General features: G+C 71.4%; 22 protein-coding genes and 2 pseudogenes. 14 read left to right on the top strand and 10 right to left on the bottom strand.

What is annotated here, in order from left to right; translation table 11 throughout:
* Window positions 1-222 precede the first annotated feature (222 nt).
* Window positions 223-870, top strand: a complete 648-nt coding sequence (locus GEV43_RS24490) for a hypothetical protein (RefSeq protein ID WP_160822697.1) — start codon at window positions 223-225, stop codon at window positions 868-870.
* Window positions 867-1,895 carry a hypothetical protein gene (locus tag GEV43_RS24495; RefSeq protein WP_160822698.1) on the top strand — a complete coding sequence of 343 codons (1,029 nt, stop codon included), beginning with the start codon at window positions 867-869 and terminating at the stop codon, window positions 1,893-1,895. The genes GEV43_RS24490 and GEV43_RS24495 overlap by 4 nt, the downstream gene beginning before the upstream one ends.
* A 39-nt stretch (window positions 1,896-1,934) precedes the next feature.
* Here the strand turns inward: GEV43_RS24495 and GEV43_RS24500 are convergent, their stop codons facing one another.
* Window positions 1,935-3,440, bottom strand: a complete 1,506-nt coding sequence (locus GEV43_RS24500; RefSeq protein ID WP_160822699.1) for a DUF885 family protein — start codon at window positions 3,438-3,440, stop codon at window positions 1,935-1,937.
* Window positions 3,441-3,553: 113 nt separating this feature from the next.
* Window positions 3,554-5,170 (bottom strand): MFS transporter, encoded by a 1,617-nt coding sequence (locus tag GEV43_RS24505; RefSeq protein WP_160822700.1) that lies wholly within the window; start codon window positions 5,168-5,170, stop codon window positions 3,554-3,556.
* A gap of 251 nt (window positions 5,171-5,421) precedes the next feature.
* Between GEV43_RS24505 and GEV43_RS24510 the strand changes: the two genes are divergently transcribed.
* The 4 genes from GEV43_RS24510 to GEV43_RS24525 all read left to right on the top strand — a co-directional run bounded on the left by GEV43_RS24510 (window position 5,422) and on the right by GEV43_RS24525 (window position 8,123).
* Complete coding sequence (locus tag GEV43_RS24510) at window positions 5,422-5,613, top strand: hypothetical protein (RefSeq protein ID WP_160822701.1); 192 nt, start codon at window positions 5,422-5,424, stop codon at window positions 5,611-5,613.
* 217 nt (window positions 5,614-5,830) lie between these two features.
* Entirely contained in the window at window positions 5,831-6,355 is a 525-nt protein-coding gene (locus GEV43_RS24515) for an RNA polymerase sigma factor (RefSeq protein WP_160822702.1), read from the top strand.
* Window positions 6,345-6,515, top strand: coding sequence for a hypothetical protein (locus GEV43_RS24520; RefSeq protein WP_160822703.1), 171 nt, complete (start codon window positions 6,345-6,347; stop codon window positions 6,513-6,515). The genes GEV43_RS24515 and GEV43_RS24520 overlap by 11 nt, the downstream gene beginning before the upstream one ends.
* Before the next feature lie 117 nt (window positions 6,516-6,632).
* Window positions 6,633-8,123 carry an alpha/beta fold hydrolase gene (locus GEV43_RS24525; RefSeq protein ID WP_160822704.1) on the top strand — a complete coding sequence of 497 codons (1,491 nt, stop codon included), beginning with the start codon at window positions 6,633-6,635 and terminating at the stop codon, window positions 8,121-8,123.
* 60 nt (window positions 8,124-8,183) lie between these two features.
* Here the strand turns inward: GEV43_RS24525 and GEV43_RS50920 are convergent, their stop codons facing one another.
* The 3 genes from GEV43_RS50920 to GEV43_RS24540 form a co-directional block, all read right to left on the bottom strand.
* Complete coding sequence (locus tag GEV43_RS50920) at window positions 8,184-8,774, bottom strand: restriction endonuclease (RefSeq protein WP_160822705.1); 591 nt, start codon at window positions 8,772-8,774, stop codon at window positions 8,184-8,186.
* A gap of 254 nt (window positions 8,775-9,028) precedes the next feature.
* Window positions 9,029-9,430 carry a hypothetical protein gene (locus GEV43_RS24535; protein WP_160822706.1) on the bottom strand — a complete coding sequence of 134 codons (402 nt, stop codon included), beginning with the start codon at window positions 9,428-9,430 and terminating at the stop codon, window positions 9,029-9,031.
* Between the two features lie 209 nt (window positions 9,431-9,639).
* The gene (locus GEV43_RS24540) at window positions 9,640-10,068 is read right to left on the bottom strand and encodes an ATP-binding protein (protein WP_160822707.1); all 429 of its coding nucleotides are present in this window, start codon (window positions 10,066-10,068) and stop codon (window positions 9,640-9,642) included.
* Window positions 10,069-10,207: 139 nt separating this feature from the next.
* On the opposite strand from GEV43_RS24540, the pseudogene GEV43_RS56255 reads away from it, so the two are divergent.
* The 4 genes and pseudogenes from GEV43_RS56255 (at window position 10,208) to GEV43_RS24560 (ending at window position 11,693) form a co-directional block, all read left to right on the top strand.
* Window positions 10,208-11,010, top strand: a pseudogene (locus GEV43_RS56255) (helix-turn-helix domain-containing protein).
* A complete protein-coding gene (locus GEV43_RS24550; RefSeq protein WP_160822709.1) occupies window positions 10,979-11,164 on the top strand; it encodes a DUF397 domain-containing protein in 186 nt (61 codons plus the stop codon). The pseudogene GEV43_RS56255 and the gene GEV43_RS24550 overlap by 32 nt, the downstream one beginning before the upstream one ends.
* A 198-nt stretch (window positions 11,165-11,362) precedes the next feature.
* Window positions 11,363-11,428: pseudogene (locus tag GEV43_RS55090) on the top strand (hypothetical protein); the annotation flags it as partial.
* Window positions 11,429-11,507: 79 nt separating this feature from the next.
* Window positions 11,508-11,693 (top strand): DUF397 domain-containing protein, encoded by a 186-nt coding sequence (locus GEV43_RS24560; protein ID WP_160822710.1) that lies wholly within the window; start codon window positions 11,508-11,510, stop codon window positions 11,691-11,693.
* 5 nt (window positions 11,694-11,698) lie between these two features.
* Here GEV43_RS24560 and GEV43_RS24565 read toward each other — a convergent pair whose 3' ends face one another.
* The 5 genes from GEV43_RS24565 to GEV43_RS24585 form a co-directional block, all read right to left on the bottom strand.
* A complete protein-coding gene (locus GEV43_RS24565; RefSeq protein ID WP_160822711.1) occupies window positions 11,699-11,905 on the bottom strand; it encodes a hypothetical protein in 207 nt (68 codons plus the stop codon).
* A gap of 3 nt (window positions 11,906-11,908) precedes the next feature.
* Entirely contained in the window at window positions 11,909-12,541 is a 633-nt protein-coding gene (locus GEV43_RS24570; RefSeq protein WP_160822712.1) for a hypothetical protein, read from the bottom strand.
* Window positions 12,538-13,488: a hypothetical protein gene (locus tag GEV43_RS24575; RefSeq protein ID WP_160822713.1), complete on the bottom strand. Its 951-nt coding sequence runs from the start codon at window positions 13,486-13,488 to the stop codon at window positions 12,538-12,540. Before GEV43_RS24575 ends, GEV43_RS24570 begins: the two co-directional genes overlap by 4 nt.
* 873 nt (window positions 13,489-14,361) lie before the next feature.
* Complete coding sequence (locus tag GEV43_RS24580; protein ID WP_160822714.1) at window positions 14,362-15,312, bottom strand: hypothetical protein; 951 nt, start codon at window positions 15,310-15,312, stop codon at window positions 14,362-14,364.
* 20 nt (window positions 15,313-15,332) lie between these two features.
* The gene (locus tag GEV43_RS24585; protein ID WP_309239819.1) at window positions 15,333-16,181 is read right to left on the bottom strand and encodes a maleylpyruvate isomerase N-terminal domain-containing protein; all 849 of its coding nucleotides are present in this window, start codon (window positions 16,179-16,181) and stop codon (window positions 15,333-15,335) included.
* 288 nt (window positions 16,182-16,469) lie between these two features.
* Here GEV43_RS24585 and GEV43_RS24590 point away from each other — a divergent pair, with 288 nt between their 5' ends.
* From GEV43_RS24590 to GEV43_RS24605, 4 genes are all read left to right on the top strand, one after another.
* The gene (locus GEV43_RS24590; RefSeq protein WP_160822715.1) at window positions 16,470-17,438 is read left to right on the top strand and encodes a DUF1702 family protein; all 969 of its coding nucleotides are present in this window, start codon (window positions 16,470-16,472) and stop codon (window positions 17,436-17,438) included.
* 105 nt (window positions 17,439-17,543) lie between these two features.
* Entirely contained in the window at window positions 17,544-19,529 is a 1,986-nt protein-coding gene (locus tag GEV43_RS24595; protein ID WP_206681262.1) for a VCBS repeat-containing protein, read from the top strand.
* Window positions 19,526-20,524 (top strand): RnfABCDGE type electron transport complex subunit D, encoded by a 999-nt coding sequence (locus GEV43_RS24600; RefSeq protein ID WP_160822716.1) that lies wholly within the window; start codon window positions 19,526-19,528, stop codon window positions 20,522-20,524. Before GEV43_RS24595 ends, GEV43_RS24600 begins: the two co-directional genes overlap by 4 nt.
* A 129-nt stretch (window positions 20,525-20,653) precedes the next feature.
* Window positions 20,654-26,557 (top strand): type I polyketide synthase, encoded by a 5,904-nt coding sequence (locus GEV43_RS24605; RefSeq protein WP_160822717.1) that lies wholly within the window; start codon window positions 20,654-20,656, stop codon window positions 26,555-26,557.
* Window positions 26,558-26,559: the final 2 nt, after the last annotated feature.

The raw sequence follows: 26,559 nt of genomic DNA on the forward strand, positions 1-26,559 counted from the left end.
TACTCCCTGCCGCGATCGCGATGGTCCGGGTGACCGCTTGCGGTCGCGGCCCGCGTCGGACCGGGCCGCCACCGGGGGCGGGTTCCCGGCCGCGCGACCTCCCCGACCTACCCATCGACTACTCTAAGTGACGGGGTTTTTGCGGTGCGTCACCATGCCGCGCGATCCGTCACCCCCGCCCACGGCCGGCAGGCCGTACCCCCGAAGGAGGCGAACGGCCCGATGCCCGCCCACGCCCCGCCGTCCGGCAGGCGGTCCCTGCTGTGGATCCCGCTGCTGGCGTTCGCCGCGGCCTACTGCGCGGCCGTCGCGGTGTTCAACGCCCCGCGCTCCCCGGCGCGCGCCGCCCTGCTCCCGGCGGCCGACCGGGCGTTCTCACCGGCCTTCGGCCAGACCTGGAAGCTGTTCGCCAGCCCGATCAAGTCGAGCTGGAGCGGCAGCGTCACGGTCCGCGGGCCTGCGGGGGAGACCGCCGAAGGCGACCTGAGAGAACGGCTCGAACACCCGCTGCCGGCGAGGCTGTTCAGCCACTCCAAGACCTGGCAACTGGGCAAGTGCTACGTGCTGCACGCCCTGGCCGCCGAGTCGGGCGAGCCGCCCCGCGACACCGACCTCTCGCGCCGTATCGCCAGGAGCAGCTGCCGCGACGAGCTGCTCACCACGCCCGGCTTGCAGGGCCTCCAGCCGTTCTACGACCGCCTGTTCACCGCCCTGGCCCGCGAGCGGTTCCCCGGCCGGTCCCTGACCCACTTCCGCGTCCGCGTGTACGAGACCCGCGTCCGGCCGCCGGACGCGGCCGAGCGCCCGCGGGTCAGGAGGCTGGCGATCGACTCGGGATGGCGGCCGATCGTCCCGGGGGTCGCGCGGTGACCGCCCTGCCGGTGTTCCTGCGGCGGGCCGAGCACAGGCACCGGCGGCTGATCGGGGCCGCGCTGTTCCGCATCGTCCTGGGCGTGTCGGGCCTGGAGTTCTACCTGTCGTCGTACCCCGACCGGCGGCTGCTGTGGGGACCCCGCGGCTACCTGCCGCACGAGGCGTTCCACCGGCTGGTGGAGCCGGACTGGTCGCTGTACGGGCTGAACGGCTCCACCCCGTACTTCGAGGTCCTCTTCCACCTCGGGCTGGCCGTCGCGGCGGCCTACACCGTGATCGGCGGACGCCTCCTGACCGCGGCCCACTTCGTGCTGCTGGCCTCGCTGTACATGCGCTCGCCCCAGGCGCTCGACCACGCCCACGTGCTCGCCCGGATCATGCTGCCGTTCTCGGTCGCGACGGTCACCGACGCCTACCTGAGCCCGTTCGCCCGGCGGAGGCGCGCCAGGCTCCGGCGGGCCGAGGCCCGGCCGCCCTCGGTGAGCGCGATGGCGCACAACTGCGCGCTCTTCCTGATGGTCTTCCAGACCAGCGCGGTCTACCTCATGGCGGGCCTGTGGAAGGTCCTCGACCCGGACTGGCGGAACGGCACGGCGGCCTACTACGTCGTCCACTCGGGCCTGTCCGACACGGGGCCGGTCGCGGCCCTGGCGGCGCTGTGGCCCGTCACCACGCCGCTGACGTACGGGACCGTGGCGCTGGAGATCGGCTTCCCGTTCCTGGCCGCCAGCAGGCGCCGCCGGGTCCGGCTGGCCCTGCTGTCGGCCGCGGTGTCCCTGCACGTCGCCATCGCGGTGAGCACGCCCCTGCTCAACTTCTGCCTCGTGATGATCGCCTGCGACCTGCTCGTTCCGCGCGACGGCGACTACCGCTCCCTCCGCCGCGGCGGCTGGCGGAACCACCTGAGGAGAGGCCCGAGGCCCCGCGAACGAGCGTCCGCGGAAGCCCCGTCCAAAGGCCCCTCGCTCCCGGCCCCGCGCCGAGCGTCCCCGAGCGAAACCCCGGAACCGCACAACCCCTGACCTGGCGCCCGTCCCCGTCCCGGCCGTCCGGGCGGCGGGTCAGATCTCCTGGAGGGCGGCGCCGATCAGGCCGATCGGGGGCGCGCCCAGGGCCAGGAGGGCGCGGTGGAACCGCGGCAGGGAGAACCCGGGGCCCCACTGCTTGCGGGCCCGTTCGCGCAGGTCCAGGATCGCCATCCGGCCCCAGGAGTAGGAGACGACCATCGGGTCCCGGATGAGGCGGTCGGTGGCGACGTCGGCGGCGCGGCCCGGGACGAACGCGTCCGCGCGGTGCCGCCGGGCCACCTCGTCCGTGCCCATGCTCTCGGTGTGCAGGCCGATGGCGCAGGTCAGCCGGGTCAGCCGCAGCAGCGCGTCGCGGGCCACGCCCACGGTGAAGCGCGGGTCCCCGGCCCGGAAGCCCTCCTCCAGCGCGAGCTGCTCGGTGTAGTGCGCCCAGCCCTCGCTGAACGTCTCCGAGACCAGCGTCCGGCGGACGTCGCCGGCGGCGCGGCGCCGGGCGCGGCCGTGGGCGAGGTGGCCGGGGAAGGTCTCGTGCAGGACGATGTTGGCCAGCCCGGACCGGTGGTAGTGGGTCAGCCACTGGTCGCGTTCGGCCGCCGGCCAGGACGGGTCGGGCGGCGAGATGCCGAAGAACCCCGGCCCGTCCGCCTCGTACGGCGCGGCGGCGGTCATCATCGCGACCTCCCAGCGCCGCGTCGGCGGGGTGGGCCCGACGCGGCAGCCGCCGTCCGCGTACGGGACCAGGTCGTGCTCGGACGTCCAGGCCAGCGCCTCCTCGACGAGCCGCGCGGCCAGCGGCACCACCCCGTCGGCGCCCGGATGGTCGCGGAGCACGAGCGCCATGGTCGCCGCGACCGGCTCGCCCGGCGCGATGCGTTCGCAGGCGTCGGCGAGCCGGGCGTGCCACTGGTCGCGTTCGGCGTCGGCGCGTTCGGCCAGGGCGGTCAGATCGACCTCGGTCGCCTCGTGCGCCGACAGCAGCCGGGTCAGCCCCCGCGCGCCGAGCACCGCCGGCGGGACGTCCCCGCCCGGCCGGGCCGCCTGCTCCAGGTGCTGGACGAACCGGCGCAGCGCGGCCTGCGCGGCGGGCTCGTCCTCGGCGTACCGGGCCAGCCCGCGGGCCGAGGCGAGGGCGGCCCGCGCCCGCGGCGGGGGGACGCGGTCCAGGGTGGCGATCGCGGCGTCCACCGCGTCCGGCCAGGCCCGCACGTGCGTCCGACGCGCCTCCGCCCGCTCCCGCTCGGGCGCGTAGTCCCGTTCGTAGCAGGACGGGTCCAGCACGTCGATGTGCAGGCTCGGGTCGACGCGGTGCAGCTCCAGCTCGCCGAACCGGACGCGCAGCGCCTCCTCGGCCGCGGCGAGGTACGCCTCCTCGAACGGGTCGGTGCGGCGCGGGCCCGCTCCGAGCACGGCCAGGCCGCGCCGGACGGCGTCCAGCGACAGGTCCTGCACGGCGCCGTCGTATTCGTGCAGGCCCGCGTCCTGGCGGGACGTCGGTACGGTCAGCGCGCAGACGGCCCGCAAGCGTGAGTCAAGGTTCATGCAGACGACCCTGGCCAACGAAAGGTCCGATGCACAGGTCCACTCGCGCCCGCCGAACATGGACCATTGCGGCGCCGGCGCGGCGGCCGAACGGGCTCGTACCGGAACGGGGGTCAGGCGGCCTTGGCCCCGCGGCCGAGTTCGGCGGCGGTGATGTCCTCCAGGCGGCGGTTGCGGGTCTCGATCGTCACGAAGACCGCCAGCAGCGCCGCCGCCGCGAGCGGGACCGCGCCGAACGCCGCGGTCATCCGCACCGACGGCAGCGCGACCCCGGCCACGACGATGCCGATCACCAGGATGCCGCCCGCCTTGGACATCCCGGCGGCCAGGCCGCTGCCCCGCGAACGGATCCGGGTCGGGTACACCTCCGCGCCGTAGGCCGACAGCACCGCCACGACGGAGCTGGACCCCCAGATGGGGACGACCAGCAGCGTCCGCAGCAGGGCGGTGTCGTCGGCGATCGCGTCGCCGAGCAGCACGAAGCCCAGCAGCGCCGCCACCACCACGGTGGTCAGCCCGATCAGCGTCCACCGGCTGGACCGGTGGTAGAGGTAGGCGACCGCGAAGTTCAGCGGGAACCCGATCAGGGACGAGTCGCGCAGGACGCGGTCGGCCGACACGTCGGTGTAGCCGAGGTGGCGCAGGTTGGTCGGCAGCCAGAGCTGGAACCCGTACACCACGAGCCCGATGCCCGCGCCGACGAGCGCCAGCACCAGCGTCAGCCCGGCGAACGGCGGCCGCAGCACCTGGAGGTAGCTGCCGCGCACGTCCTTCTCCGCCGCGAGCTCGGACTCCTCGATCGGGACGATCTCGGCCCCGTAGCGGCGCAGCACCCGGCGCGCCTCCGCCTCCTCGCCGACGGCCAGCAGGTACCGGGGCGACTCGGGGATCCACCGGGTCAGCAGGATGAACAGCAGCCCGGTCGGCAGCCCGATGAGCCACAGGATCCGCCAGCTGTAGGTCGGCGTCAGCGACTCCGACGCCCAGCTCGTCAGCACGTACGCGCCCGCGATGTCACCGCCGACCAGCACCATGAGCCAGCCCCGGTGGCGGGCGGGGATGGTCTCCGACAGCAGCGTGAACGCGACGGGCAGCATCCCGCCCGCGCCGATGCCCATGATCAGGCACATCAGCAGGTTCAGCTCGTAGCTCGGCATCGCCCCGCAGATGGACGTGCCGACGAACAGCACCCCGGCCAGCAGCATGGCCGCGCGCCGTCCCATCCGGTCGCCCAGCCAGCCCCAGATCAGCGAGCCGAGCACGGTCCCGGTGATCCCGAACAGCGGGAGCAGCGCCGCGGGATGCCCGCCGTGCGGGTTGAGGGCGGTCTTCAGCCCGTACTCCTTGGCGAACCCCGGCACCACGAACGCGAGGGACGTCGGCTTCATCACGTCGATGGTCACGGCCGCGGCCAGCACCAGCAGCAGCCCGACATGGGTCGGGCTGATCCTCGCGTCGTCGAGGGCCCGCACCCGCAGCCGGGCACTGGCCGAGTAGTCGGCGCGGCGGGGCATCAGGCCGAACCCGGCGGCCACCAGCCCGACCACGATCAGCGCCATGCCGATGGACATCGCCGCGTCCATCTTCATTCCGGCCATGTGGTAGTCCATGCTCCGGGCGTCGAGGTACATGGGCAGATGCAGCACGACCCCGACGGTCAGCAGCGCGGTGCCGCCCCAGAACAGCGCGGGCCGGCGGCCTCCGAGTTCCTTCTCCGGTGATGCGTTCAAGGTCCGCCCCTCGCTGCCGTCCGGCCGTCCCGCGCATCATAGGAAGAAGAACAATTGATCACTTATTCGAGAATGCTCGACGCGTGGAGGGCACGATCGCGTACCGGGCGGCTCACGCACGCCACGACGGGTCCGCCGGGCCACCACGCGCAACGAGACGCATTCCCGTTGAGCGGCAGTCGGCGCTGCACGCCCGGAGGCACAGCCGCACTTCCATGACGACGGCGTTCGTTCAACGTCAGGAGGAAGACGTGCCACAGGAGACCGAAGGGAACACCCCTCCCCGGCGGGACGACCCCGCCAAGATCGTGGTCGTCGCCAACGCGGCGCTGGTCGGCGTTCCGGCCGCCTACACCACGTCCGGCTCGATCGCGGTCACCGCGCTCGCCGCGGTGACCGCGACCGTGTTCGCCATCGTCTACGCGGCACGTCGGCCTCGTTGAAGCACGCGCGGACCCGTCCCCGGGAAATTTCTGGGGACGGGTTGCACGTTCGGCGTTCCCGCCGCACTCAATGAGTGAGGTATGGAAAACGCGACTGGACGGCACCGGGGGCTAGCCGGTCGCATCACCTGACTCCTATGTTCCGGACAGGAAGGAAGGACACCGTGATGCGCTGCCTAGGGAAATTTCCCAACGCCATGGAATGGAGATCCAGCGCATGCCGAAGAAGGTGGACATCGCCCCGTCGTCCCTGGCGGGCTTCCCCTCCTACTACCGGGCCGACTTCACCCCCCTGATCGGATTCGTGATGAACCTGGGCGCCAAGCCCGAGGAGGCGCGCGATGTGGCGCAGGAGGCCATGCAGGCCGCGATGCGCCGCTGGCCCGAGATCGAGTACCCGCGCGCCTTCACCCGCAAGGCCGCCGAACGCGTCTACCTGCGCGACGTCCAGAAGGCCCGGCGCGTCCGCGAGGCGGTGCTCAACGACGTCGGCCGCCGCGCCGCCACCGCCCCTGACGTCGCCGTCCGGCAGACCGGCGAACGGTTCGCCCTGGAACTGCTCACCCTGCTCCCCTCCGAGCAGCGCGCCGTCATGGCCTGGACGATCGACGGCTACTCCTGCGCCGAGATCGCCGAGATCACCGGCCACAAGCCCGCGACGGTCCGTTCCCACCTGCGGCACGCCCGGCGGCGGCTCCAGCGGGAACTCAAGGCACGGAAGGAGGCGAGCGATGGACCGTGACGAAGGCCGTGATCTGGACCGGCTGCTCCGGCAGGCGTCCGCGGCCACGCGAAGGGACCTGGACGCCACCGTCGACGTCGAGCAGCACCTGCACGACCTCTACCGGCGGATGGGGCTCGACCCCGCCCTCACCCGCCAGAACGAGAGCCCCACCCGATGACGACGCGCGGGGCGTCCTGCGCGGGCTGAACCGGATCGGCCTCACTCCCAGGTAGCGGCGGCGGGTTACTCACGCAGGGCGATGCGCGGCCGACCGCGCGCCGTCCATGCTCCGAGCATGAAGATGATCTCCAGAACGGTGGGCCTGGCGACCGCGCTCACCGTGGTCGCGACCGGCGGCGCGGCCGCCGCGTCGGCGGGGACCCGGACGCCGCGGAACGGGCCGGCCGACTGCGTGCCGGTGTCCGGCGCGATGTGCGGAACGGTGCGGGTGCCCCTCGTCCGGACGCGTCCCGAACTCGGCGGCACCACCGTGGCGTACGCGCTGATCGGGCACCGCGACACCTCCCGGCCCGCCAGGGGAACGGTGACGATCAACCCCGGAGGGCCGGGCAACTCGGCGATCGCGTCCGCGTCCCAGTACGCGCGGATGTTCCGCGGCCTGCTGGAGGACCACGATCTGCTGCTGGTCGATCCGCGCGGGGTGAACCGTTCCGACCCGGTGGCCTGCGGGGCGCTCGGCTCGCTGCCCGCGGTCCGTGACGACTTCGTACGGGCCCTCGGCGAATGCGGCCGGACGCTGGGCGCCCGTGCCCGCGGCTACACCTCCGCCGAGATCGCCGACGACATCGACGCGGTCCGCGCCAGGCTGCGGATCGAGCGGCTGGACCTGCTCGGAGAGTCGTACGGCACCTACCTCATGACCGTCTACGCCCAGCGGCATCCCGGCCGGGTGCGTTCAGCGGTGCTCTCCAGCGCCTACCCGCTCGACTTCGACGTGTGGGAACGCCCCAATGCACGCGCCGCCCGCCGAACGCTACGGCTCGTGTGCCAGCGCAGCGCCGGAGCCTGCGACGGCGACCGCGTCCTGCGCGATATCTCGCGCCTAGCCCAGCGGCTGCGCAAGCAACCGATCCCGTACACCCTGAACGGCCGGCAGCGGAAGCTGGACGACACCGCGCTCGCCGCGATCACCTACAACCTGGCCAAGACGGCCCCCGCCGGGATCGGCGACCTGCCCGCGATGGTGCGCGGAGCCCTACATGCCGACAACGCGTCGCTGATCGAAGCCGCCCGGCAGGTGGCCCCGCTGAGCGGGTCGGCGCTCCGCCAGGACGAGTCGCAGCCCTTCAACCCCGAGCAGGCCGCGGCCGTGGCCTGCAACGACTACCCGACGGCGTGGAACCGCCGAGCGCCGGTCGCCGCCCGGCTCCGGCAGTTCGCGGCCGGACGCGCGGCCGTGCCCGAGCGGGCGTACTGGCCGTTCGGCAAGCGGGCCTGGACCAGCGTGAACTACGACAAGGGCAACGCGTGCGTCCGCTGGCCCGACCGCCACGGCCCGCGCCGACCGTCCGGCGGACCGGTCCCCGACGTCCCCGTCCTCGTGACGTCCGGCGACCTGGACGCCAACACCCCGACCGAGTCGGGCCGCCGGGCCGCCCGGCAGTTCCGCCGCGCCACGGTGGTCGAGGTGCCCAACGTCGGCCACGTCCCCGAACACGAACCCAGCGGCTGCGTGGCCGCCATCCAGACCGCCTTCATCCGCGACCTGCGAGCCCCCGACACCTCCTGCCTCACCAAGATCCCACCCACCCCCGTCCACCCCTGACCACCGCGCGGTCCAGGGATGGCCCCACGTACCCGAGCCTTCCGCCAGGCACCGACAGTTTCAGGAGGCGGCTCTCCGAGCCTCCCTGGCGATGCCGAGAACGTCATGAAGATGGACGCCGCGACCGGCCCACTCGATCAGGTCGTCGCGGTCGATGAGGTGCATCCCGCACAGCGCGGCGAAGTCCCGTGCGGGCCTGGTGTAGGTGTTGGTGGTGACCACGAGCGTCAGTTCGGCCTGGTAGACGGGCTTCGCGGCCCCGGCGACCTTCTGCACGTCTTCGGATTTGACCTTGGTCTTCGGGCCGTAATGCTTGGCCTGAACCATCCACGTCCCGTCCAGAACGGCGTCATAACCGATGACGTCGCCAGAGAAGTCGCCCGGCTTGCCGACGTGCTCGGCGGCGACGCCGTCACGGCGCATCAGGTCGCGGACGGCGAACTCGAACTCCAGCCACGTCATCTCGTCCAGCGTCTCGATCGGGAACCACAGCTCCGCGAGCCGTTCGCGCCGCTGCTTCTCGACCGCCCACCGCCTGCGCCACCACCGGTCGGCGAGCCACCAGACCGTCCCGAGAACGGGCAACGCGACGTACCAGTACGCGACCGCGAACCTCCAGGCGGTCGCCGCGACGGCGACGGCCACCACCACACCGAGGAACGTGATGAACCACCCCTGAGCCCCCGAGGCGGATCGAGCCTGTAGACCCAGTCGGGGAGTATCCACCGGTGCCGGTCAGCGTCGTAGGGCTCCGGCCGATCGTGAGCCATCGAACCTCCGATCCGCGCTCGCCCCCGCTCCGAGGGGGCTCTCACACGGTGATGGAAACACGACCCTGTGACACTTTCAGCCGCCCCAAGACACAGAACAGACGAAACGTCCGCATCGGGCCACGGCCGTGTCCGTCATCCCCGCAGAACGACCCCCAGGAGCAGAGCCGCCAGCGCGGAAAGCGCGGTGAGCGCCCCGAAAACGGCCAGCCCCACCGTCGACTTCGCCCTCGCGTGCGCCAGAGCACTGACCCCCGACACCGCGACCACCACGAGCTTCACAACGAGAGTCGTCCCGTAACTGCCCTGAAAGGCGTCCCCGACATCGACGACGTTCCAGATCCCCGTGGCCACCAGGACGGCGAAGGCCCCCCAAGCCACCTGATTGAAACGACGCGCCGAAGGCCCGATCGCATCCGGCGCGGTAGCGCGCAGCACGGGAACCAGCGCGGCGAGCGTGATCTGCCCGCCCACCCACACGGTGGCGGCCAGAACATGCAGGAAGACGCGAACGGTGTCCAAGGTGACGGGCAGCAAGGTCGTCCCACCTTCTGTCGAACGATGATCGTGCCCCTCTGACGCTGCCAACAACCACCCCCCACCGTCCAGACCGCCCCACCCCCCACCTCCCATCACGCCCCTCACCGCCCTGTGGAAAGAAGCACAAAGACGCCGACAGCTATCAACCAATGGGAGTTGGGCCCTGCCGCGTTACGGACGGACGAGGCGCGGCTGAGGCCAAGGGTCTACGGACGCATCCGTGCCCAGACCCATTTACCGCCGCCGGGGAGGCAGGTGACGCCGCACGCGGCGGAAAGTGAATGAACGAGTGAGAGGCCCCAACCGCCGTTGTTGTCGAAGTTCTCCTCGGACAGGTCGAGGTCATCGAGGGTGAGTTCGACCGTGGGCTTGCGTTCGGGTAGCCGGGGACTGGAATCCCAGACCGCGATCGTGATCTCGCTTGAGTCACGAGTGAACTGAAAGACGATCTGCTTGTTGGGAGTCTCTTCGGCCGCGTTGCCGACCAGTTCGGCCACGACGAGCAGCGCATCGTCCCGGATATGTAGATAGTCCCACTTGTGCAGCCGTGCGTCGGAGAGTGTGCGCGCCAGGCCGACGGCGGCCGGCGTTCCCAACATGGGAATGATCAGCTCTCCCGTCATCGTCGTCACCATCGTCCCGTCCTCGGCTCGGTTTCCGTTTTCCTGCGCCAAGGATCACGCGCTCGCCTTATGGTTTGGGAGTTCTCAGAACAACCCGAAACAGGAGTGCCTCATGCCGACCGTCCGCGACCCCTTGGACCCCAAGACCTCGATGTGGTACTTCCTGGCCTTCTACCTGCGGTTTCTTCGTGAGCGCGCGGGGTTGTCATTGACCCAATGCGGGTCGGTCATCGGCATAGCGCGGTCGACTGTTTCCAATATGGAGGCCGGACGGCAGCGACCGCATGATGACTGGATGGTGAAGTTGGACAAAAAGTATGATACGGGCCAACTTTTGCAAGTGTTGCTCTGGTTCGCTCGCATGGCCCATGATCCCGACTGGGGGCGTCAACTTCTCAAATACGAAGAGGAGGCAATTTCGACCAAGTCCTTCCATGCCCAGGTCGTGCCGCTCGCCTTGCAGACCGAGGACTACACCCGAGCCTGCGTCCGAGCGAGCAAGTTCAAGGACCTGGACGGCACGATGGCTCGGCGAACGGCACGAAAGACGGCGTACCTAGATAGGGGAGACGCGGTGTTGACCTGGGCGGTGATCGATGAGGCCGTACTGGCTCGCCTGGTCGGGGGCCCGAGGTGATGAAGGGGCAGTTGGAGCACCTGCTCGTGATGTCGGAGCTCCCGCATGTGAGCCTCCGTGTGGTCCCGTTCTCGTCTGGGGCGCACATGGGGGCTGACGGCTCGCTCCAGATCATCGGCTTGGAGGACCGGGATATCGCTTACTCCGGGGCGCAGAACGGAGGACGCTTGATCGAATCGCCTGGCGAGGTCCGCGAGCTGTCGGTTATGTTCGATCGTATCGGCGTGAAGGCCGCCCCGAGGAAGCCTCGCGGGAGATCATCAAGGCGTACTTGGAGAGACTGGCATGACCGTGCAGTGGCGCAAGAGTTCTTTTAGCGGCGGAGTGAACGACGAACACTGCGTTGAGCTGGGGCGTCTTGCGCGGGGGGTCGGGGTTCGGGATTCCAAGGATCCGGATGGCGGCCACCTCGCTTTGACCGTCGCTCAGCTCGGTGTGCTCCTTGGGCAGATCAAGGACGGGCAGCGGTAGCCGTCCTAACGGAAGGTGTGAACGCCGCCTCTCCCGAGGCTTCTCGCGAGATCATCAAGCAGTACGTGGCGAGGTTCTCATGATCATGCAGTGGCGCAAAAGCTCTCTTAGCGGTGGCGCGGACGACGAGCACTGTGTTGAGCTGGGGCGTCTTGCGCGGGGGTTGGGGTTCGGGATTCCAAGGATCCGGAGGGTGGGCACCTTGCTTTGAGCGTCGCGCAGCTCGGTGCGCTCCTTAGGCAGATCAAGGACGGGCAGCGGTAGCCGTCCTAACGGAAGGTGTGAACGCCGCGTCCGTTGACGGCTCTCGCGAGATCATCAAGTACTACCTGGAGCGATACTCATGATCGTGGAGTGGCGCAAGAGTTCGTACAGCGGCGGCGTGGACGACAAGGCATGCGTTGAGCTGGCGCGGCTCGCGTCCGGGTGCGGGGTTCGGGATTCCCAGGATCCGGAGGGTGGGCACCTTGCTTTGAGCGTCGCTCAGCTCGGTGTGCTCCTTGAGCGGGTCAAGGACGGGCAGCGGTAGCCGTCCTAACGGGTTGGTTGCGGGCCGGGGAACGGGTTGGGTTGGGCGATGAAATGGCGGCTGGAACGCAGACATGCTCGGCGGAACGCCACGCCGGTGAGATTCCGGTCGAACAGCAGGTCTTCGAGCGCCGTGTTGTGGACGAGGTAGAGGCGTGGATCGTGGCCGTTACCGAGGAGTTCGGCGGTGCTCTGCCCCAAGTTCGTCAGCATTCTTCATCGTCTTCCCGCGCATGGGTAGGGCTTCAGCCGCTCCAGAGCCGCTTGCATGGGCGGGTCGCCTGGGAGAACGTTGTCGCGGTACTCCGTGATGGCCCGGTCGAGCCATTCGGGCATGGGGGGCCATTCCGTCTTCTTTTCGTGGGCGTGCTCTGCGAGCTTCTCGCCGGCGGTGACGAAGTCGTCGGTGACGGCGGTCGCGAGCGCGGCCACGTGGGGGTGCACGTAATCCTGGACGAGTGCGCCGCGGTACTCGAGCTCGTCGGCACGGTACTTCGAGTTCCTGGGGGCGACGACGATGATGGGCGTGCCGAGGAGCGCGGCGGCGGTCATCTCGACGCCGATGCCGATCCCGCGCCGCTCCCTGGCGTCCACGATGACCGCCGTCGCGACCATGACCTGGTACATGTCGCGCCCGAACTGCCCGAGCGTGTTGCGCGGATCCGTGATCGGGTCGTCGGGATTGAGGAACACCACCTCCCGCGGCGCCGCTCCCGTGGTGACATCGGCCCTCTCAGCGTCGGACCAGCAGAGCTTCCTCTCGTCCGAAACGCCTTTCATGATAGATCCTGAACAGTACACGGAAATGGTCGTCATTCGGCTCTCCACGAAAAGGTTCGTGATGGTCATAGATTGCACATCTTGTCGGCGACCGCGATGACGTTCGACTTCGCCTCGGCATAGGTCTCGGCGTTTCTGAAACGTTCGGACCGTCTGGCGTCGAGTGTAGCGATGCGCAATGCGATGGTGGAGCGTTCGCGATAGACACGGTCAATGAGCCAGCCGAATTCCGGCAAAGATCGCAATCGAAGAAGTTCCTCCCAGGATGCGATTCGGTGGACGAAAACATGTGTTCCCAGCCAATGAAGTGTCGAGTCCAGCCGGCGCGCCGACAGCCATCTGCCGTCCATCTCTTCCTCGGCCCTCGTGGCGAGACCGCAGGCCAGATCGCCCATGGGAAGGTCCACCAGGAGCGCCGCGTCCAGGTCGAGAAGGTAACTGCGCAGATAGGCGCGGGAGATGAAGAGGGCGAGCATGGTGCTCTCCGCCGGCGAGAGGCGGGCCGGAAGCGTGCTCTCGACGAACCGTCCGATGAACGCCTGGCCTTCGAGCCGCTCCGGAGTCTTGGCGAGCAGCCGTTCGATGCGGCCGTGCGGCCGATGCCACCTCCTCGCGGCACCACGAACGATGCCGTGCAGGTCGCCGCCCGGTTGGAGCGCCGTTCGCCACAGGTCGCCGATACCGTCCGCGGTCCTCCCGCCTTGCCGCGCGCTCCAGAGGAAGTCGGGATTCGCGGCGAGGCCGCGAAGGTCGGTGCCGGGATAGGGATTGAGCGGGTCGTTCCTATATTCGTGCGCTTTCATTTCCCGGTACACCGCGAGGTCGGGGACCGGGGAGGTGTAGCGGACGGCTCCGGCGTGCACCAGCGGTTCGAGGCAGCCGAGGAAGAGCGGGAACCAGGGGATCTCGAAGAGGAACGAGGCGGGAATGATGAGGTGGCGTTCTGTGAGCAGCAACGCCAGTCGTGTGGCGTCCAACGCGTGGGTGAGGACGTGCTCGGCGTGTTCCGCTTTCACGTCCTTGCCGTACTGCTTTCACGTTCTGCACGACGCCTGCGGCGCCTGCGGAGTCCAGCGACCGCCGCACGTGGGCCTCGAAGTCCCGGATCTCCGATGCTATCTCCGCGTGTTCCGCGAGGAACGCGGCCAGCAGCGCCGTCCACCTTTCCCGTTCGGCTGCGAATAGCGCCGGATGCGGTCGTTCGTCGCGGTTCAGTCGGCGCGCCGATTCCTCCAGTTCCCTGGACAGGGTCTCTTCGGCCGACGGCCCGCCCCGGCCGACGATCCGCGCGAACCGGACCCTGGCCGAGTCCCAGAAGTCCGTGGCCATGGCCTGCACCAGGGCCGCACCGGCGGCTCCGGCGAGACCTGCCAGCCCAGGGTCCATGACGCCGCACCTCCGATGCCGGGCCGCTCGCCCATGGTCCACTTTGGTTCATCGTCATTCAGCCGTGGCGCCAGTATGTTACAAGAATCGCCGATCTTCTACCGGGCGGCCTCTTTGCCATGGACGCGCATAGAGCGGGCATTAACTGGCATTTCGGATGCGAATTGGTGCGCTCCAGTTTCACTTCCCGGCCGCCCGTCCACGATCCCCTGCCGGTTTGGCGGAGAGCGATCAACCGCCTACCGCATGGAATGGCCGGGAAACGGCACCCTGGCGGCGACCATCTCACGCTGGCGCGCGGCGGGACTGAGGCGGGTGTGAACCCTGGGGACCCTCTGGGGTCGTCGGCTCGGGGAAGGGCGGGGCGGGTCCGGGTGTCCTCGGTGGACCCGTTCCGGTGCGTCCAGGGGGCGCGGTCCGAGTGGTCTTGGGGAGGGGGAAGCCGGGGCGGCGGGGGCCGTCCCGGCTTTGGTGGTCGGGGGGTTGTGGGCTGGCTTATCGGGTCAGGTCCAGGGGGCGGTGGGGTACCAGATTATTTCGCGGCGGGCGAGGATTCTCACGTCCCAGTAGAGGACGGTGAAGACGCCTGCGGTGATGAAGGCTGCCGCTACCAGTACCGCGGCGCGGCTGGGTTTGGCGGCTATCCACGTTTGGAGGCGGGAGCCGGCTAGGAGGGCTATGAGGAGGAAGAGGACGGACATGACGGCGATGTTGCCGATCGACTGGAGGCTGAAGGCCGCGGCTCCGTAGAGGGGGTTGTGGCTTTCCGCCGCGTCGCGGAACATCTGGCGGAACAGGGCGAACGGGCGGCCGATCAGGAACGCGCCGATCAGGGCTCCCATGAGGATCATCGGCGCGTTCGGGAAGCGCGCGGAGACGCGGGCCAGGGGGTCGGGGACCACGCCGAGGGCGGCCAGGCCGAGCCAGACCATGACCAGGCCGACGACGCCGAAGACGACCATGGACTGGATCATGCGCGGGGACCAGTCGGCGGTCATCCTCGCGTTCTGGAACTGCGGCATGTGGGTGCCGACGAGGCCGACGACCGCGCCGTACGTGGCGGACACCGCGAGCATCCCGGCGGAGAGCCAGGCCAGGGGGCGGACCATCTGGAGGAGGCGGCCGCGCCTGGTGGTCCGGCTCACGGCGGGGGCGAGGGCGCCGAACGCGGCGATGTTGCAGGCGGTGAACGTGCCGGCGACCCCGGAGGAGAACGCGAACGCGAGGCCCGCGAGGACGCCGGCGATCGGGGTGCCCTTGGCGTGGTGGCCGAGCATGGTGTCGGCGACGTTGTCGCCGATGGTCCGGTCGACGAACTCGGCCGACCAGGCGACCGTGAGCAGGAAGCCCGCGAGCGCGCTGAGGCCGACGATCAGCAGGCGTCGGCGGGGGACGGCGCCGGGGGCGAAGGTCGGGGCGGGGACGGACGCTGCGGGGTCGGTTCTCTGGGCCATGATCGCTCCTTGCCGGCGGATCAGGAGGGAAGGCGCACGATGCGCAGGAAGGCGGGCAGGACCCAGGGCCTGCGCCCCCGGACGGTGACCTTTCCGGTGAGGACGGCGCGCGGCCTGCTGACGCGGCCGAACAGCACGAGGTTGAGCGTCGTCGGGTCGAAGCCCAGGCGTACGTCGGGGGCGCCGCCGGGCTCCTCGATCGTCACGAAGCCGTCGTTCATCGCCATCGTCACGGGCGTGGTGTGGCCCGAACGGAACTCGACGGTGATGCGCCCCTTCGGCGCGGGTCCGTGCCCGTCCAGCAGCCGCCCGTAGCCGTACCGGGTCACGCCGACGAGGAACGACTCGAAGAACGGCGCGGCCTCGCGGGCCGGGACCGTCCATGGCGAACGGGTCGCGCGGGCGATGTCGCGCCCGTGGATCTGCAACTCGTTGAGCAGGTGGGCGAGGACCCCGGCGAGCGGGACCTCGGACCCGCCGAGCCACGGTACGGCCCGGTCGGGGTCCATGGTCTCGGTGGCCCGCCGGATCTGGTCGATGTCGGCGCGCACCATGGGGGCCAGGACCCGCGGATCCCGTTCGGTGAACTGCTGGAGCAGCACCTCGTTGAAGTCGGCGACCGTGTCGACGATGGTCGCGTCCATCAGGCGGCCGACGCCGGGGAACGGCAGCCCGTCGAGATCCGAGTCCACGAGGGCGGCGCCTATCCGCGTGAGGGTCGCGACGTGGGCCACGGTGTCGGCCACGGACCAGTCCGCGGTCGCGCGGGCGTGCGGGTCCACCGCTTCCGCGAGTTCGGCGAACCGGTCGCCGGTCCTCACCAGGTAGCCGCGCGTGGCCGTCCACGTGTCCCGGGTCAGAGGCGCCACGATGTTCTCCTTCTTGCTCGGACATTTCCGCGCGGAACGAGTAAGAGAGCGAGCGGCCGAGCCATTCCTCCTAGGGAAATCGAACGCGCTCGGACCGCCCGGCCGTGGGGTGACGGCTCGCAGGCAAGATCACGTTAACAGCGGGGCGGAACGGCGTCGTTATTCTGACGTGCTGTATTGCCCCGGCGGCGCGGCGGGCGTCGGAGCGTGAGGGCAATACAGAAGATGCCCCCCGGGGCGTCATGCGCGATGCTGTGTGGTGGAGTGCCCGCCGACCTGGGAGGACAGATGCCGACACTGGCGGGAGCGCTTCGCCGGCGGCTGCTGATGCCCGACCTGTCGGAGGTCACCTTCGACAAACGCGGATTCCACGAGCGCGACCCCCGGGCGCGGCTGCTTCTCGAACATTCGGGCCGGCAGTTTCTGGCGGGATTCGGCCATGCGATGGACGGCCGGGATATGGACGATACGCGCCGGCTGCTCGAAACCGTGGAACGGCCGTTCCGCGGTTTCGCGTACGAGGGCGCGAGCATGGCTTTCACTCTCACCGACGTTATGACGCCGTGGCGGCGCACGCGGGTGCGGGCTTTTCTCGACGGTCCGGGAAGCCCGCACGTCTATATGGCGTACGTCGGGATCGGGTGGGCGATGGCGCGCCTGCCCCGGCCTCTGCGGCGGGGGATCGCGGTCCCGGACCCGTTGCTGCGCTGGCTCGCGATCGACGGCTACGGGTTCCACCAGGCGTACTTCGCCACGCAGCGGTACGTCCGCGAGAAGCGGGCGCCAGGGGTGCGCGCCCCCTGGGCCGACCCCTCCGGCTACGCGGAACGGGTCGCCGACCAGGGCATCGGGCGCGCGCTGTGGTTCGTGTGCGGGGCCGACGTCGAACGGCTCGCCACGGTCATCGGCGAGTTCGCGCCGGCCCGGCGCTCCGACCTGTGGAGCGGGGCCGGCCTGGCCGCCGCGTACGCGGGCGGGATCGAGGCCGACGAGGCGGAGACGCTGTTGAAGCTCGCGACGGGTTTCCGCGGCGAACTCGCCCAGGGCTGCGCCTTCGCCGCGGAGGCGCGCCTCCGGGCGGACCTGGTCACGCCCGACACGAGGACGGCGGCGCAGGTGTTCTGCCGCACGTCGGTCGAGGCGGCCGCGGCGGTGACCCAGGACGCGCTGGTCGATCTGCCGTCCGACGGCCCCGTGCCCGCGTACGAGCTCTGGCGGCAGCGGATCCGGGCCGCGTTCGAGGACGTCGGCGGCTGATGGGAACGGGCCGGAGAGGCGGGGCGGGGGCTCGCCGGCCCCTGGTCCTGGTGTGCGCGTTGTCAGGCGGGTCGCGGGTCAGGCGAGTTGGCTAGGAGGACGTCGATGTCCGCTCTTTGGCGCGGCAGGCGCAAGTTCGTTCCGGGTTTGGCCGTCATCATGCTGGTCACGGCGCTGTACTTCGTGGCGCGGCTCCCCACGGCCTCCGGGGCCGACCGGGACGGTCTCGCGGCGCGGTACCGGTTCACCGAGATGCCGATCGCGATGCCGCCGGGCTACAGGCCGGCCCAGACCGTCCGGAAGGTGAACCCCGCCTACCACCACCTGCGGTCGTGGATCTCCGCGGTCGGCGCCGCCGTCGCGTTGAACGACCTGCGGGGCACGGGCCGCGAGGACGGCCTGTGCATCGTCGATCCCCGGACCGACCAGGTGGTCGTCACCTACGCGCCCACGGCCGCGCCCGCCGACCGGTTCACGCCGTTCACGCTGAACCCCGCGCCGCTGCCGATGGGACCGGCGATCGCCCCCATGGGCTGCACGCCGGGCGACTTCAACGGCGACGCCCGCATGGACCTGCTGGTCAACTACTGGGGCCGGACGCCGGTCCTCTTCCTCGCCCGGTCCGATGCCAAGACCCTCGCGCCCGGCGCGTACGAGCCGGTGGAAGTGGTCCCGACGGGCTCCGCCGACGGCGCGTACCACGGCCCGAAATGGAACACGAACACGGTGAACGTCGCGGACTACGACGGCGACGGGCACCCGGACCTGCTGATCGCGAACTACTTCCCGGACTCGGACGTGCTCGACCCGAACGGCCAGGACAACGTGCAGATGAACTCCTCGATGTCCAACGCGACGAACGGCGGCGGCGCGCACGTCCTCCGCTGGCACGACGCGACGTCGGGCGAGCGACCGACGGCCCGCTTCGTCGAGGTCCCCGACGCGATCCCGCACAAGTACGCCACCGGCTGGAGCCTGGCGGCGTCGAGCGCCGACCTGACCGGCGACGGGAAGCCGGAGCTGTACGTCGCGAACGACTTCGGCAAGGACCGCCTGTTCCGCAACGTCTCGACGGCGGGCGCCATCAGGTTCGAGCAGGTCACCGGCGAACGGCGTCCGAACACGCCCAAGTCGTTCGTGCTCGGCTACAGCTCGTTCAAGGGAATGGGCGTCGACTTCGCCGACCTGAACCACACGGGCCGGTTCGACATGGTGGTCAGCAACATCACGACCGCCTGGGGGCTGGAGGAGAGCAACTTCGCCTGGATCAACCAGGCGAGGAGCGAGGCCGAGATGGCGCGCAAGCTCGCCGGAGGCACCGCGCCGTTCGAGCAGAAGGCCCAGCAGCTCGGCCTGGCGTTCAGCGGCTGGGGCTGGGACGTCAAGGCCGACGACTTCCTCAACAGCGGCGACCTGGAGGTCGTCCAGGCGGAGGGGTTCGTCAAGGGGAAGATCAACCGCTGGCCGTGGCTCCAGGAGATGGCCATGACCAACGACAACCTCTACACCGACCCCGGGGTGTGGCCGAACGTGCAGCCGGGCGACGACATCGCCGGAAGCCAGCCGATCGCGTTCCACGCCCGGCGGCCGGGCGGCGGATCGTTCGTCAACATCACCAAGGACCTCGGCCTCGACGTGCCGATCCCCACCCGGGGCATCGCGACCGCCGACACCCGAGGCACCGGCGCGCTCGACTTCGCCGTGGCCCGGCAGTGGGGGCCGCCGGCGTTCTACGCCAACGAGTCCCCGAACCGCGGCCAGCGCCTCGGCCTGCGGCTGTACCGGCCCGCGGCCGCCGGGACGGGCGGGGACGGCATGAAGGCCGCCGGCGCGCCCGCGTACGGAGCGACCGTGCGGGTCCGCACCGCGGACGGGCGCACGCGGATCTCCCGCCTGGACGGAGGCGGCGGGCACAGCGGGCGGCGGGGCTTCGAGGTCGGGTTCGGCCTCGGCGCCTCCACCGCGCCGGTCGCCGTCGACCTGCGGTGGCGGGACGCGCAGGGCCGGCCGCACCAGCAGTCCCTGCAACTGAAGCCCGGCGACCACGACCTGCTCCTGGAGAGCACGGCACGGGAGGTCACGAACCGATGACGGCCACCATCCAGCCTGTGAGCGGCGGGGCCCCGGCCCCGCAGCCCCCCTCGGCGGGCCAGGGCAAGGCGGCCCCCGACGCCCGATACCTGGCGCTGCGCAATTTCTCCATCTCGCTCACCGTGTTCAACATTCTCGGCTACACGGTGCTCGGATTCGAGCAGCCCTGGCTCTGGCCGCTGCTGGCGATGGCCACCGCCTACGCCACCGATCTGTCGCTCGAAGCGCTCAGCGGCTGGGCGGAAAGGCGTCCCGCCCGGTTCCGGGGAAAGGGCGCGCGCGGCGTGTACGAATTCCTGCTGCCCGCGCACATCACCGGGCTGGCCGTCAACATGCTGCTCTACGCCAACAACCAGTGGTGGCCCATCATGATGGGCGTCGTGGTCGGAGTGGGCGCCAAACACGTGCTCAAGGCGCCGGTGAACGGCCGGATGCGGCACTTCATGAACCCGTCCAATTTCGGCATCACCGTGGTGCTGCTGTGCTTCGGGTCGTGGGTCAGCATCGCGCCGCCCTACATGTTCACCGAGTACGCGGGCACGATGTTCCGCAACCTCATCCCGCTGATCATCATCGTCGCCGGGACCGTGATCAACTCCATGCTCACCCGCCGGGTGATGCTCATCGTCGGCTTCATGGGCGGCTTCGCGATCCAGGCCCTGGTCAGGCATCTGATCTGGGACGCCCCGCTGTTCACCGGCCTCGCGGTGATGACCGGCGTGGCGTTCGTGCTGTTCACCAACTACATGATCACCGACCCCGGGACGACGCCGTCCAAGCCGCGCGCGCAGTTCGTCTTCGGCTCCGGCGTCGCGGTGGCCTACGGCGTGCTCATGCTCTTCAACGTCGTCTACACGCTGTTCTTCGCGACCTCGATCGTCTGCGCGCTGCGCGGAATCGGCTGGTGGGCCGCGCACTGGCGCGCGCGCCGGAACGAGGAGGCGCCGGCGGCCGCCCAGCCGAGCCCGGTGGCCGCGCCCGTCGGCGGCGGATAAGCATAAATCACACCATTATGGAACGCCGTTATAGCCATTGAAGCACAATGGAAGAAGACGCACTGCCCTTTGTGATGCACGCTGGAACGTGTCCGCGCATATCGGAGCTCGGAAATCGGGCGGTGCAGCATGGTCCAGATTGCCATTGTCGGCATGGCGTGTCATTATCCGGACGCCGGGTCGCCCCGGGAGCTGTGGGAGAACGTCCTGGCCGGCCGCCGCGCATTCCGGCGGCTGCCCGACGAGCGCATGCGGCTGGCCGACTACTGGGATGCCGATCCCGCCGCGCCGGACCGTTTCTACGCCCGTACCGCGGCGGTCATCGAAGGCTACGAATTCGACCGGCTCGCCCACCGGATCGCGGGCAGCACCTACCGCTCGACCGACCTCACGCACTGGCTCGCGCTGGACGTCGCGGGCCGGGCGCTCGCCGACGCGGGGTTCCCGAGGGCCGAGGGACTGCCGCGCGAGCGCACCGGCGTGGTGGTCGGCAACACGCTGACGGGCGAATTCACCCGCGCCAACCTGATGCGCGTGCGGTGGCCGTACGTCCGCCGCGTCGTCGGCGCGGCCCTCCTCGAACAGGGTTGGGACGAGGACCGCCTCGCGCCGTTCCTGGACGGCCTCGAACGCTCCTACAAGACCCCGTTCCCCGAGATCGACGAGGACACCCTCGCCGGCGCCCTGTCCAACACGATCGCCGGACGGATCTGCAACCACTTCGACCTGAACGGCGGCGGCTACACCGTCGACGGCGCCTGCTCCTCGTCGCTGCTGGCGGTCGCGGCGGCGTGCCGCGCGCTCCAGGACGGGGAGGCGGACGTCGTCGTGGCGGGCGGCGTGGACCTGTCCATCGACCCGTTCGAGATCGTCGGGTTCGCCAAGACGGGCGCGCTCGCCAGGACCGAGATGCGCGTGTACGACCGCGGCTCCAACGGGTTCTGGCCGGGCGAGGGCTGCGGGATGGTCGTGCTGATGCGCGAGGAGGACGCCGCGCTCGCGGGCCGTCCGCCCTACGCCCGCATCCCCGGCTGGGGCGTGTCCTCCGACGGCAAGGGCGGCATCACGCGGCCCGAGGCCGCCGGGTACCGGCTGGCGCTGCGCCGCGCGTACGAACGGGCCGGGTTCGGGATCGACACGGTCGGCCTCTTCGAGGGGCACGGCACCGGCACCGAGGTCGGTGACGCCACCGAGCTCACCGCCCTCTCCGAAGCCCGAGCCGAAGCCGAGTCCGCGTCCGCGTCCGCGTCCGCGGCAGGCGACCGCGCGTCCGCGCCGCCCGCCGCGATCGGGTCGATCAAGGCGATGATCGGGCACACCAAGGCCGCCGCCGGAGTGGCCGGGCTGATCAAGGCCGCGCTCGCGGTGCACGAGCAGGTGCTGCCGCCGACCGTCGGCTGCGTCGATCCGCACCCCCTGCTGGCGGACGGGTCCGGCGCGCTGCGGGCGCTGCGCAAGGCCGAGCCGTGGCCGTCCGGGGTGCCGGTGCGCGCCGGGGTCATGTCCATGGGGTTCGGCGGCATCAACACCCACATCGTCGTCGAGGGCGCGGGCCCGCGCCGTTCCGCCTCCTTCGACTCGCGCACCGGCGAGCTGGCCTCCTCGCCGCAGGACGCGGAGCTGCTGCTCGTGGACGGCGCCACGCCCGCCGAACTCCGCGACCGGCTGGCGGAGCTGGCCGACTGGGTCCCGCGCCTGTCGTACGCCCAGCTCGCCGACCTGGCGGGCGCCCTCCAGCGGCGGCTGCGCGATCTGCCGCATCGGGCCGCGCTGATCGTGTCCTCCCCGGACGACGCCGCGTGGCGGCTCCGCGCGGCACTGGAAGCCCTCGACTCGGGCAGGCACATGCAGATCACGGCGGACGGCCACGTCCTCCTCGGCGACATGGGCGACATCGGCGGTACCGGCCGGACGGCGCGCACCACGCGCATCGGCTACCTGTTCCCCGGGCAGGGGTCGGGTCGCGGGACGAGCGGCGGGGCCCTGCGGCGCCGCTTCGCCGAGGTCGAGGACGTGTACGCGCGGGCGGCGCTGCCCGCGACCGGCGACATGGCCGCGACCGCCGTCGCGCAACCGCGCATCGTCACCGGCTCGATGGCCGGGTTGCGGGCGCTGTCGGCGCTCGGCCTGCACGGGTCCGTCGCGGTGGGCCACAGCCTCGGCGAGCTCTCGGCGCTGCACTGGGCGGGCGCGCTGGACGGCGAGGCGCTGCTGCGGGTCGCCGCCGCCCGCGGGGAGATCATGGCCGAGCGCGGGCGGCCGGGCGGCATGGCCGGGATCAGCGCGCCGCCCGAGGCCGTCGAGCGGCTGATCACCGGCCTGCCCGTCGTCGTCGCCGGGTACAACGGCCCGGCGCAGACGGTCGTCGCCGGGGAGGACGAGGCGGTCCGGGCGGCGGTCGCCCGAGCCGAGGACGCCCGGATGCGCTGGACGCTCCTGCCGGTGCCGCTCGCGTTCCACTCGCCCCTGGTCGCACCGGCCGCCGACGCGTTCGCGGCGCGCCTCGCGCGGGAGCCGTTCGGCCGGGTCGCGCGCAGGGTCGTGTCCACGGTGACCGGGGAGGCGCTGGCACCGGACGCCGATCTGCGCGCCCTGCTCCGCCGCCAGATCACCGCCCCCGTGCTGTTCGCCCAGGCGCTGGAGCGGGCCGCCGAGGAGACCGGCCTGCTGGTCGAGGTCGGGCCGGGCCGGGTGCTCACCGGCCTGGCGTCGGAGGCGATCGGCGTCCCGGCGGTCGCGCTCGACACCGACGACGAGTCGCTGGCCGGGCTGCTCCGCGTGGCGGGCGCGGCGTTCGTGATCGGCGCGCCGGTCGACCACGGCGCGCTGTTCCGCGGTCGCGTGCTCCGGCCGCTCGACATCGGCGCGGAGTTCGCGTTCTTCACCAGCCCGTGCGAGCGGATGCCCGCCGTCGACATCGCGAGCGCCGTCCAGCCGGCGCCCCCCGTCCCCGGGCGAACGGACGCGGAGGCCGCGGACGCCGTCCTGGAGAGCGGCGAGTCGAGCAAGGAGCTGCTCCGCCGCCTCGTCGCCGAACGCGTCGAGCTGCCGGTGGAGACGGTCGGCGACGACAGTCACCTGCTCGACGACCTGCACCTCAGCTCCATCACCGTCGGCCAGGTGATGAACGACGCGGCCCGTTCGCTCGGGGTGTCCGTCGTGCAGCCTCCGCTCAACTTCGCCACCGCGACCGTCACCGAACTGGCCGGCGCGCTCGACACGCTGGCCGCGGGCGCGGCCCACGGCGCGCCCGAGATCGTGCAGGGCGCCGAGGCGTGGGCGCGCCCGTTCACCGTCGACCTCGATGAGGTCCCGCTGCCCGTCCCGCCTCCCGCACCGCCCGCATCGCGGGCGGGGGAGTGGGTGCGTTTCGCGGACGCGGCGAACGAGCTGGCAGGCCCGCTGTGCGACGCGCTCCGGGACGCCGGGGTCGGCGGCGGCGTGCTGGTGTGGCTCCCGGAGAACTGCACGCGAGCGCACCTGGAACTGGCGCTGAACGGGGCGCAGACCGCCCTCGGAGGCGAACGGGACAGCCGCTTCGTGCTCGTCCAGCACGGCCGCGGAGCCGCCGGACTGGCCAAGACGCTCCGCCAGGAGGCGCCGCATCTGCGCGTGACCATCGTCCAGGCCCCCGCGCCCCTCGCGACGGTCGAACGGATCGTCGCGGAGGTGGCCGCGACGACCGGGTTCAGCGAGGCGCACTACGGCGCGGACGGCGTCCGCCGCGTTCCGACGCTGCGGCCGATGCCGGTGGAGCAGGCCCGCACCGACGTGCCGCTGAACGGCGACGACGTGCTGCTGGTCACCGGTGGAGGGAAGGGGATCACCGCCGAGTGCGCCCTGGCCGTGGCGAACGACACCGGCGCCGCGCTCGCCCTGCTCGGCCGGTCCGACCCCGCGGGCGACGCCGAGCTCGCGGCGAACCTCCAGCGGATGGCGGACGGCGGCGTGACCGTCCGGTACGTCCGGGCCGACGTCACCGAGCCCGCCCAGGTGGAGGCGGCGGTCGGCGAGGTCACCCGGGAGCTGGGGCCCGTGACGGCGGTCCTGCACGGCGCCGGGCGGAACGAGCCCCGGGCGCTCGGCGGACTCGACGCCGAGGCGTTCCGGGAGACGTTCGCCCCCAAGATCGACGGGCTCCGGACCGTGCTCGCGTCGGTGGACCCCGGACGGCTCAGGCTGCTGGTCACGTTCGGCAGCATCATCGGCCGGGCCGGGCTCCCCGGCGAGGCGCACTACGCCACGGCCAACGAATGGCTGGCCGAACTCACCCGGGACGCGGCCGCGGCGCATCCGCGATGCCGCACCGTCTGCATGGAGTGGTCGGTGTGGTCGGGCGTCGGGATGGGCGAACGGCTGTCGGTGGTCGAGTCCCTCGCGCGCGAAGGCGTCACCCCGCTCACCCCGGACCAGGGCGTACGGATCATGCGCCGCCTCGTCACCGATCCGGACGCGCCGCCGGTCGTGGTCGTCAGCGGCCGTACCGGGAGCGTCGACACCGTCCGGCGCGACCTGCCGCCGCTGCCGCTGCTGCGCTTCGTGGACAGGCCGCTCGTCCGCTACCACGGCGTGGAGCTGGTCACCGAGGTCGAGCTGAACGCGGGGACGGACCGCTACCTGGCCGACCACCTGCTGGACGGCGCCCTGCTGTTCCCCGCGGTGTTCGGCCTGGAGGCGATGGCCCAGGCCGCCGCCGCGGTCACCGGCCGGCGCGCCCTGCCGGTGATCGAGAACGCGGAGTTCGTGCGGCCCGTCGTCGTCCCGCCGGACGCGAGCACCATGATCCGGATCGCCGCCGTCGTCACCGGGGACGGCGTCGTCCAGGCCGCCGTCCGCAGCTCCGAGACGGGCTTCGCCGCCGACCACTTCCGCGCCCGCCTGCGCCTCGGCGGCGAAGCCGCCGAAACGACCGAAGCGACGGTCGACGGGACGCCCGGCGGAGCGATCGGCGTCGTACGGGACGGCCCGCCTTACCAGACGGACGACGATCTGCCCGCGGTGCCGCTCGACCCCGCCGCCGACCTCTACGGGAGCGTGCTGTTCCAGGGGCGGCGCTTCCAGCGGCTGCGCCGCTACCACCGGGTGGCCGCCCGTTCCGTGGACGCCGAGGTGGCCGCGTGCGAGGCCGACTGGTTCGCCGGATTCCTTCCGGACGAGCTCCTGCTCGGCGATCCCGGGGTGAGGGACGCCCTGATGCACGGCAACCAGGTGTGCGTCCCGGACGCCACGCTCCTGCCGGTCAGGATCGAACGGCTCGTCCCGGGCGGCGGCGGGCTGAGCGCCGCGGCCGGGCCGCTGCGGTACTGCGCGACCGAGAGGTACCGCGACGGGGACACCTACGTCTACGACATCGCCCTCCGCACCAAGGCCGGGGAGGTCGTCGAACGGTGGGACGGCCTGCACCTGCGCGCGGTCCGCAAGGGCGACGGGCGCGGCCCGTGGGCGGCCCCCCTCCTCGGGCCCCATCTGGAGCGGAGCGTCGAGGACCTCACCGGCGCCCGTCCCGCGGTCGTGGTGGAACCCGTCGGCGATCCGGACCGCATGAGGGAGCGCCGCGCGCGGACCGCGCTGGCCGCCGGACGCGCGTTCGGCCGCGCGGTGACGGTCGCGCACCGGCCCGACGGACGGCCGGAGGTCCCCGGCGGCCATGCGGTCTCGGCCTCGCACGGCGCGGGCCTGACGCTCTTCGCGGCGGACACCGGCGCGGTGGCCTGCGACGTCGAGACGGTCGCCGCCAGATCCGCCGCGGACTGGGCCGGGCTGCTCGGCCCGCACGAGCCGCTCGCCGGGCTCGTCGCGGCGCAGGCGCGGGAGGACGGCCGCGACGCCGCCTGCACGCGGGTCTGGACGGCACTGGAGTGCCTGCGCAAGGCGGGCCTCCCCGCTGACGCGCCCCTCGCCCTCATCCGTTCGGACGGCGCCGGGTGGACGGTCTTCGGCTCCGGCGGCCTGCGCGTCTGCACGTTCGTCACGGCACTGCGGGACGCGCCGGACCCGGCCGCGTTCGCGATCCTCGTCGAAGGGCGGTCGTAGAC

It is taken from the genome of Actinomadura sp. J1-007 (genome assembly GCF_009793335.1).
GTDB lineage: Bacteria > Actinomycetota > Actinomycetes > Streptosporangiales > Streptosporangiaceae > Spirillospora > Spirillospora yumaensis.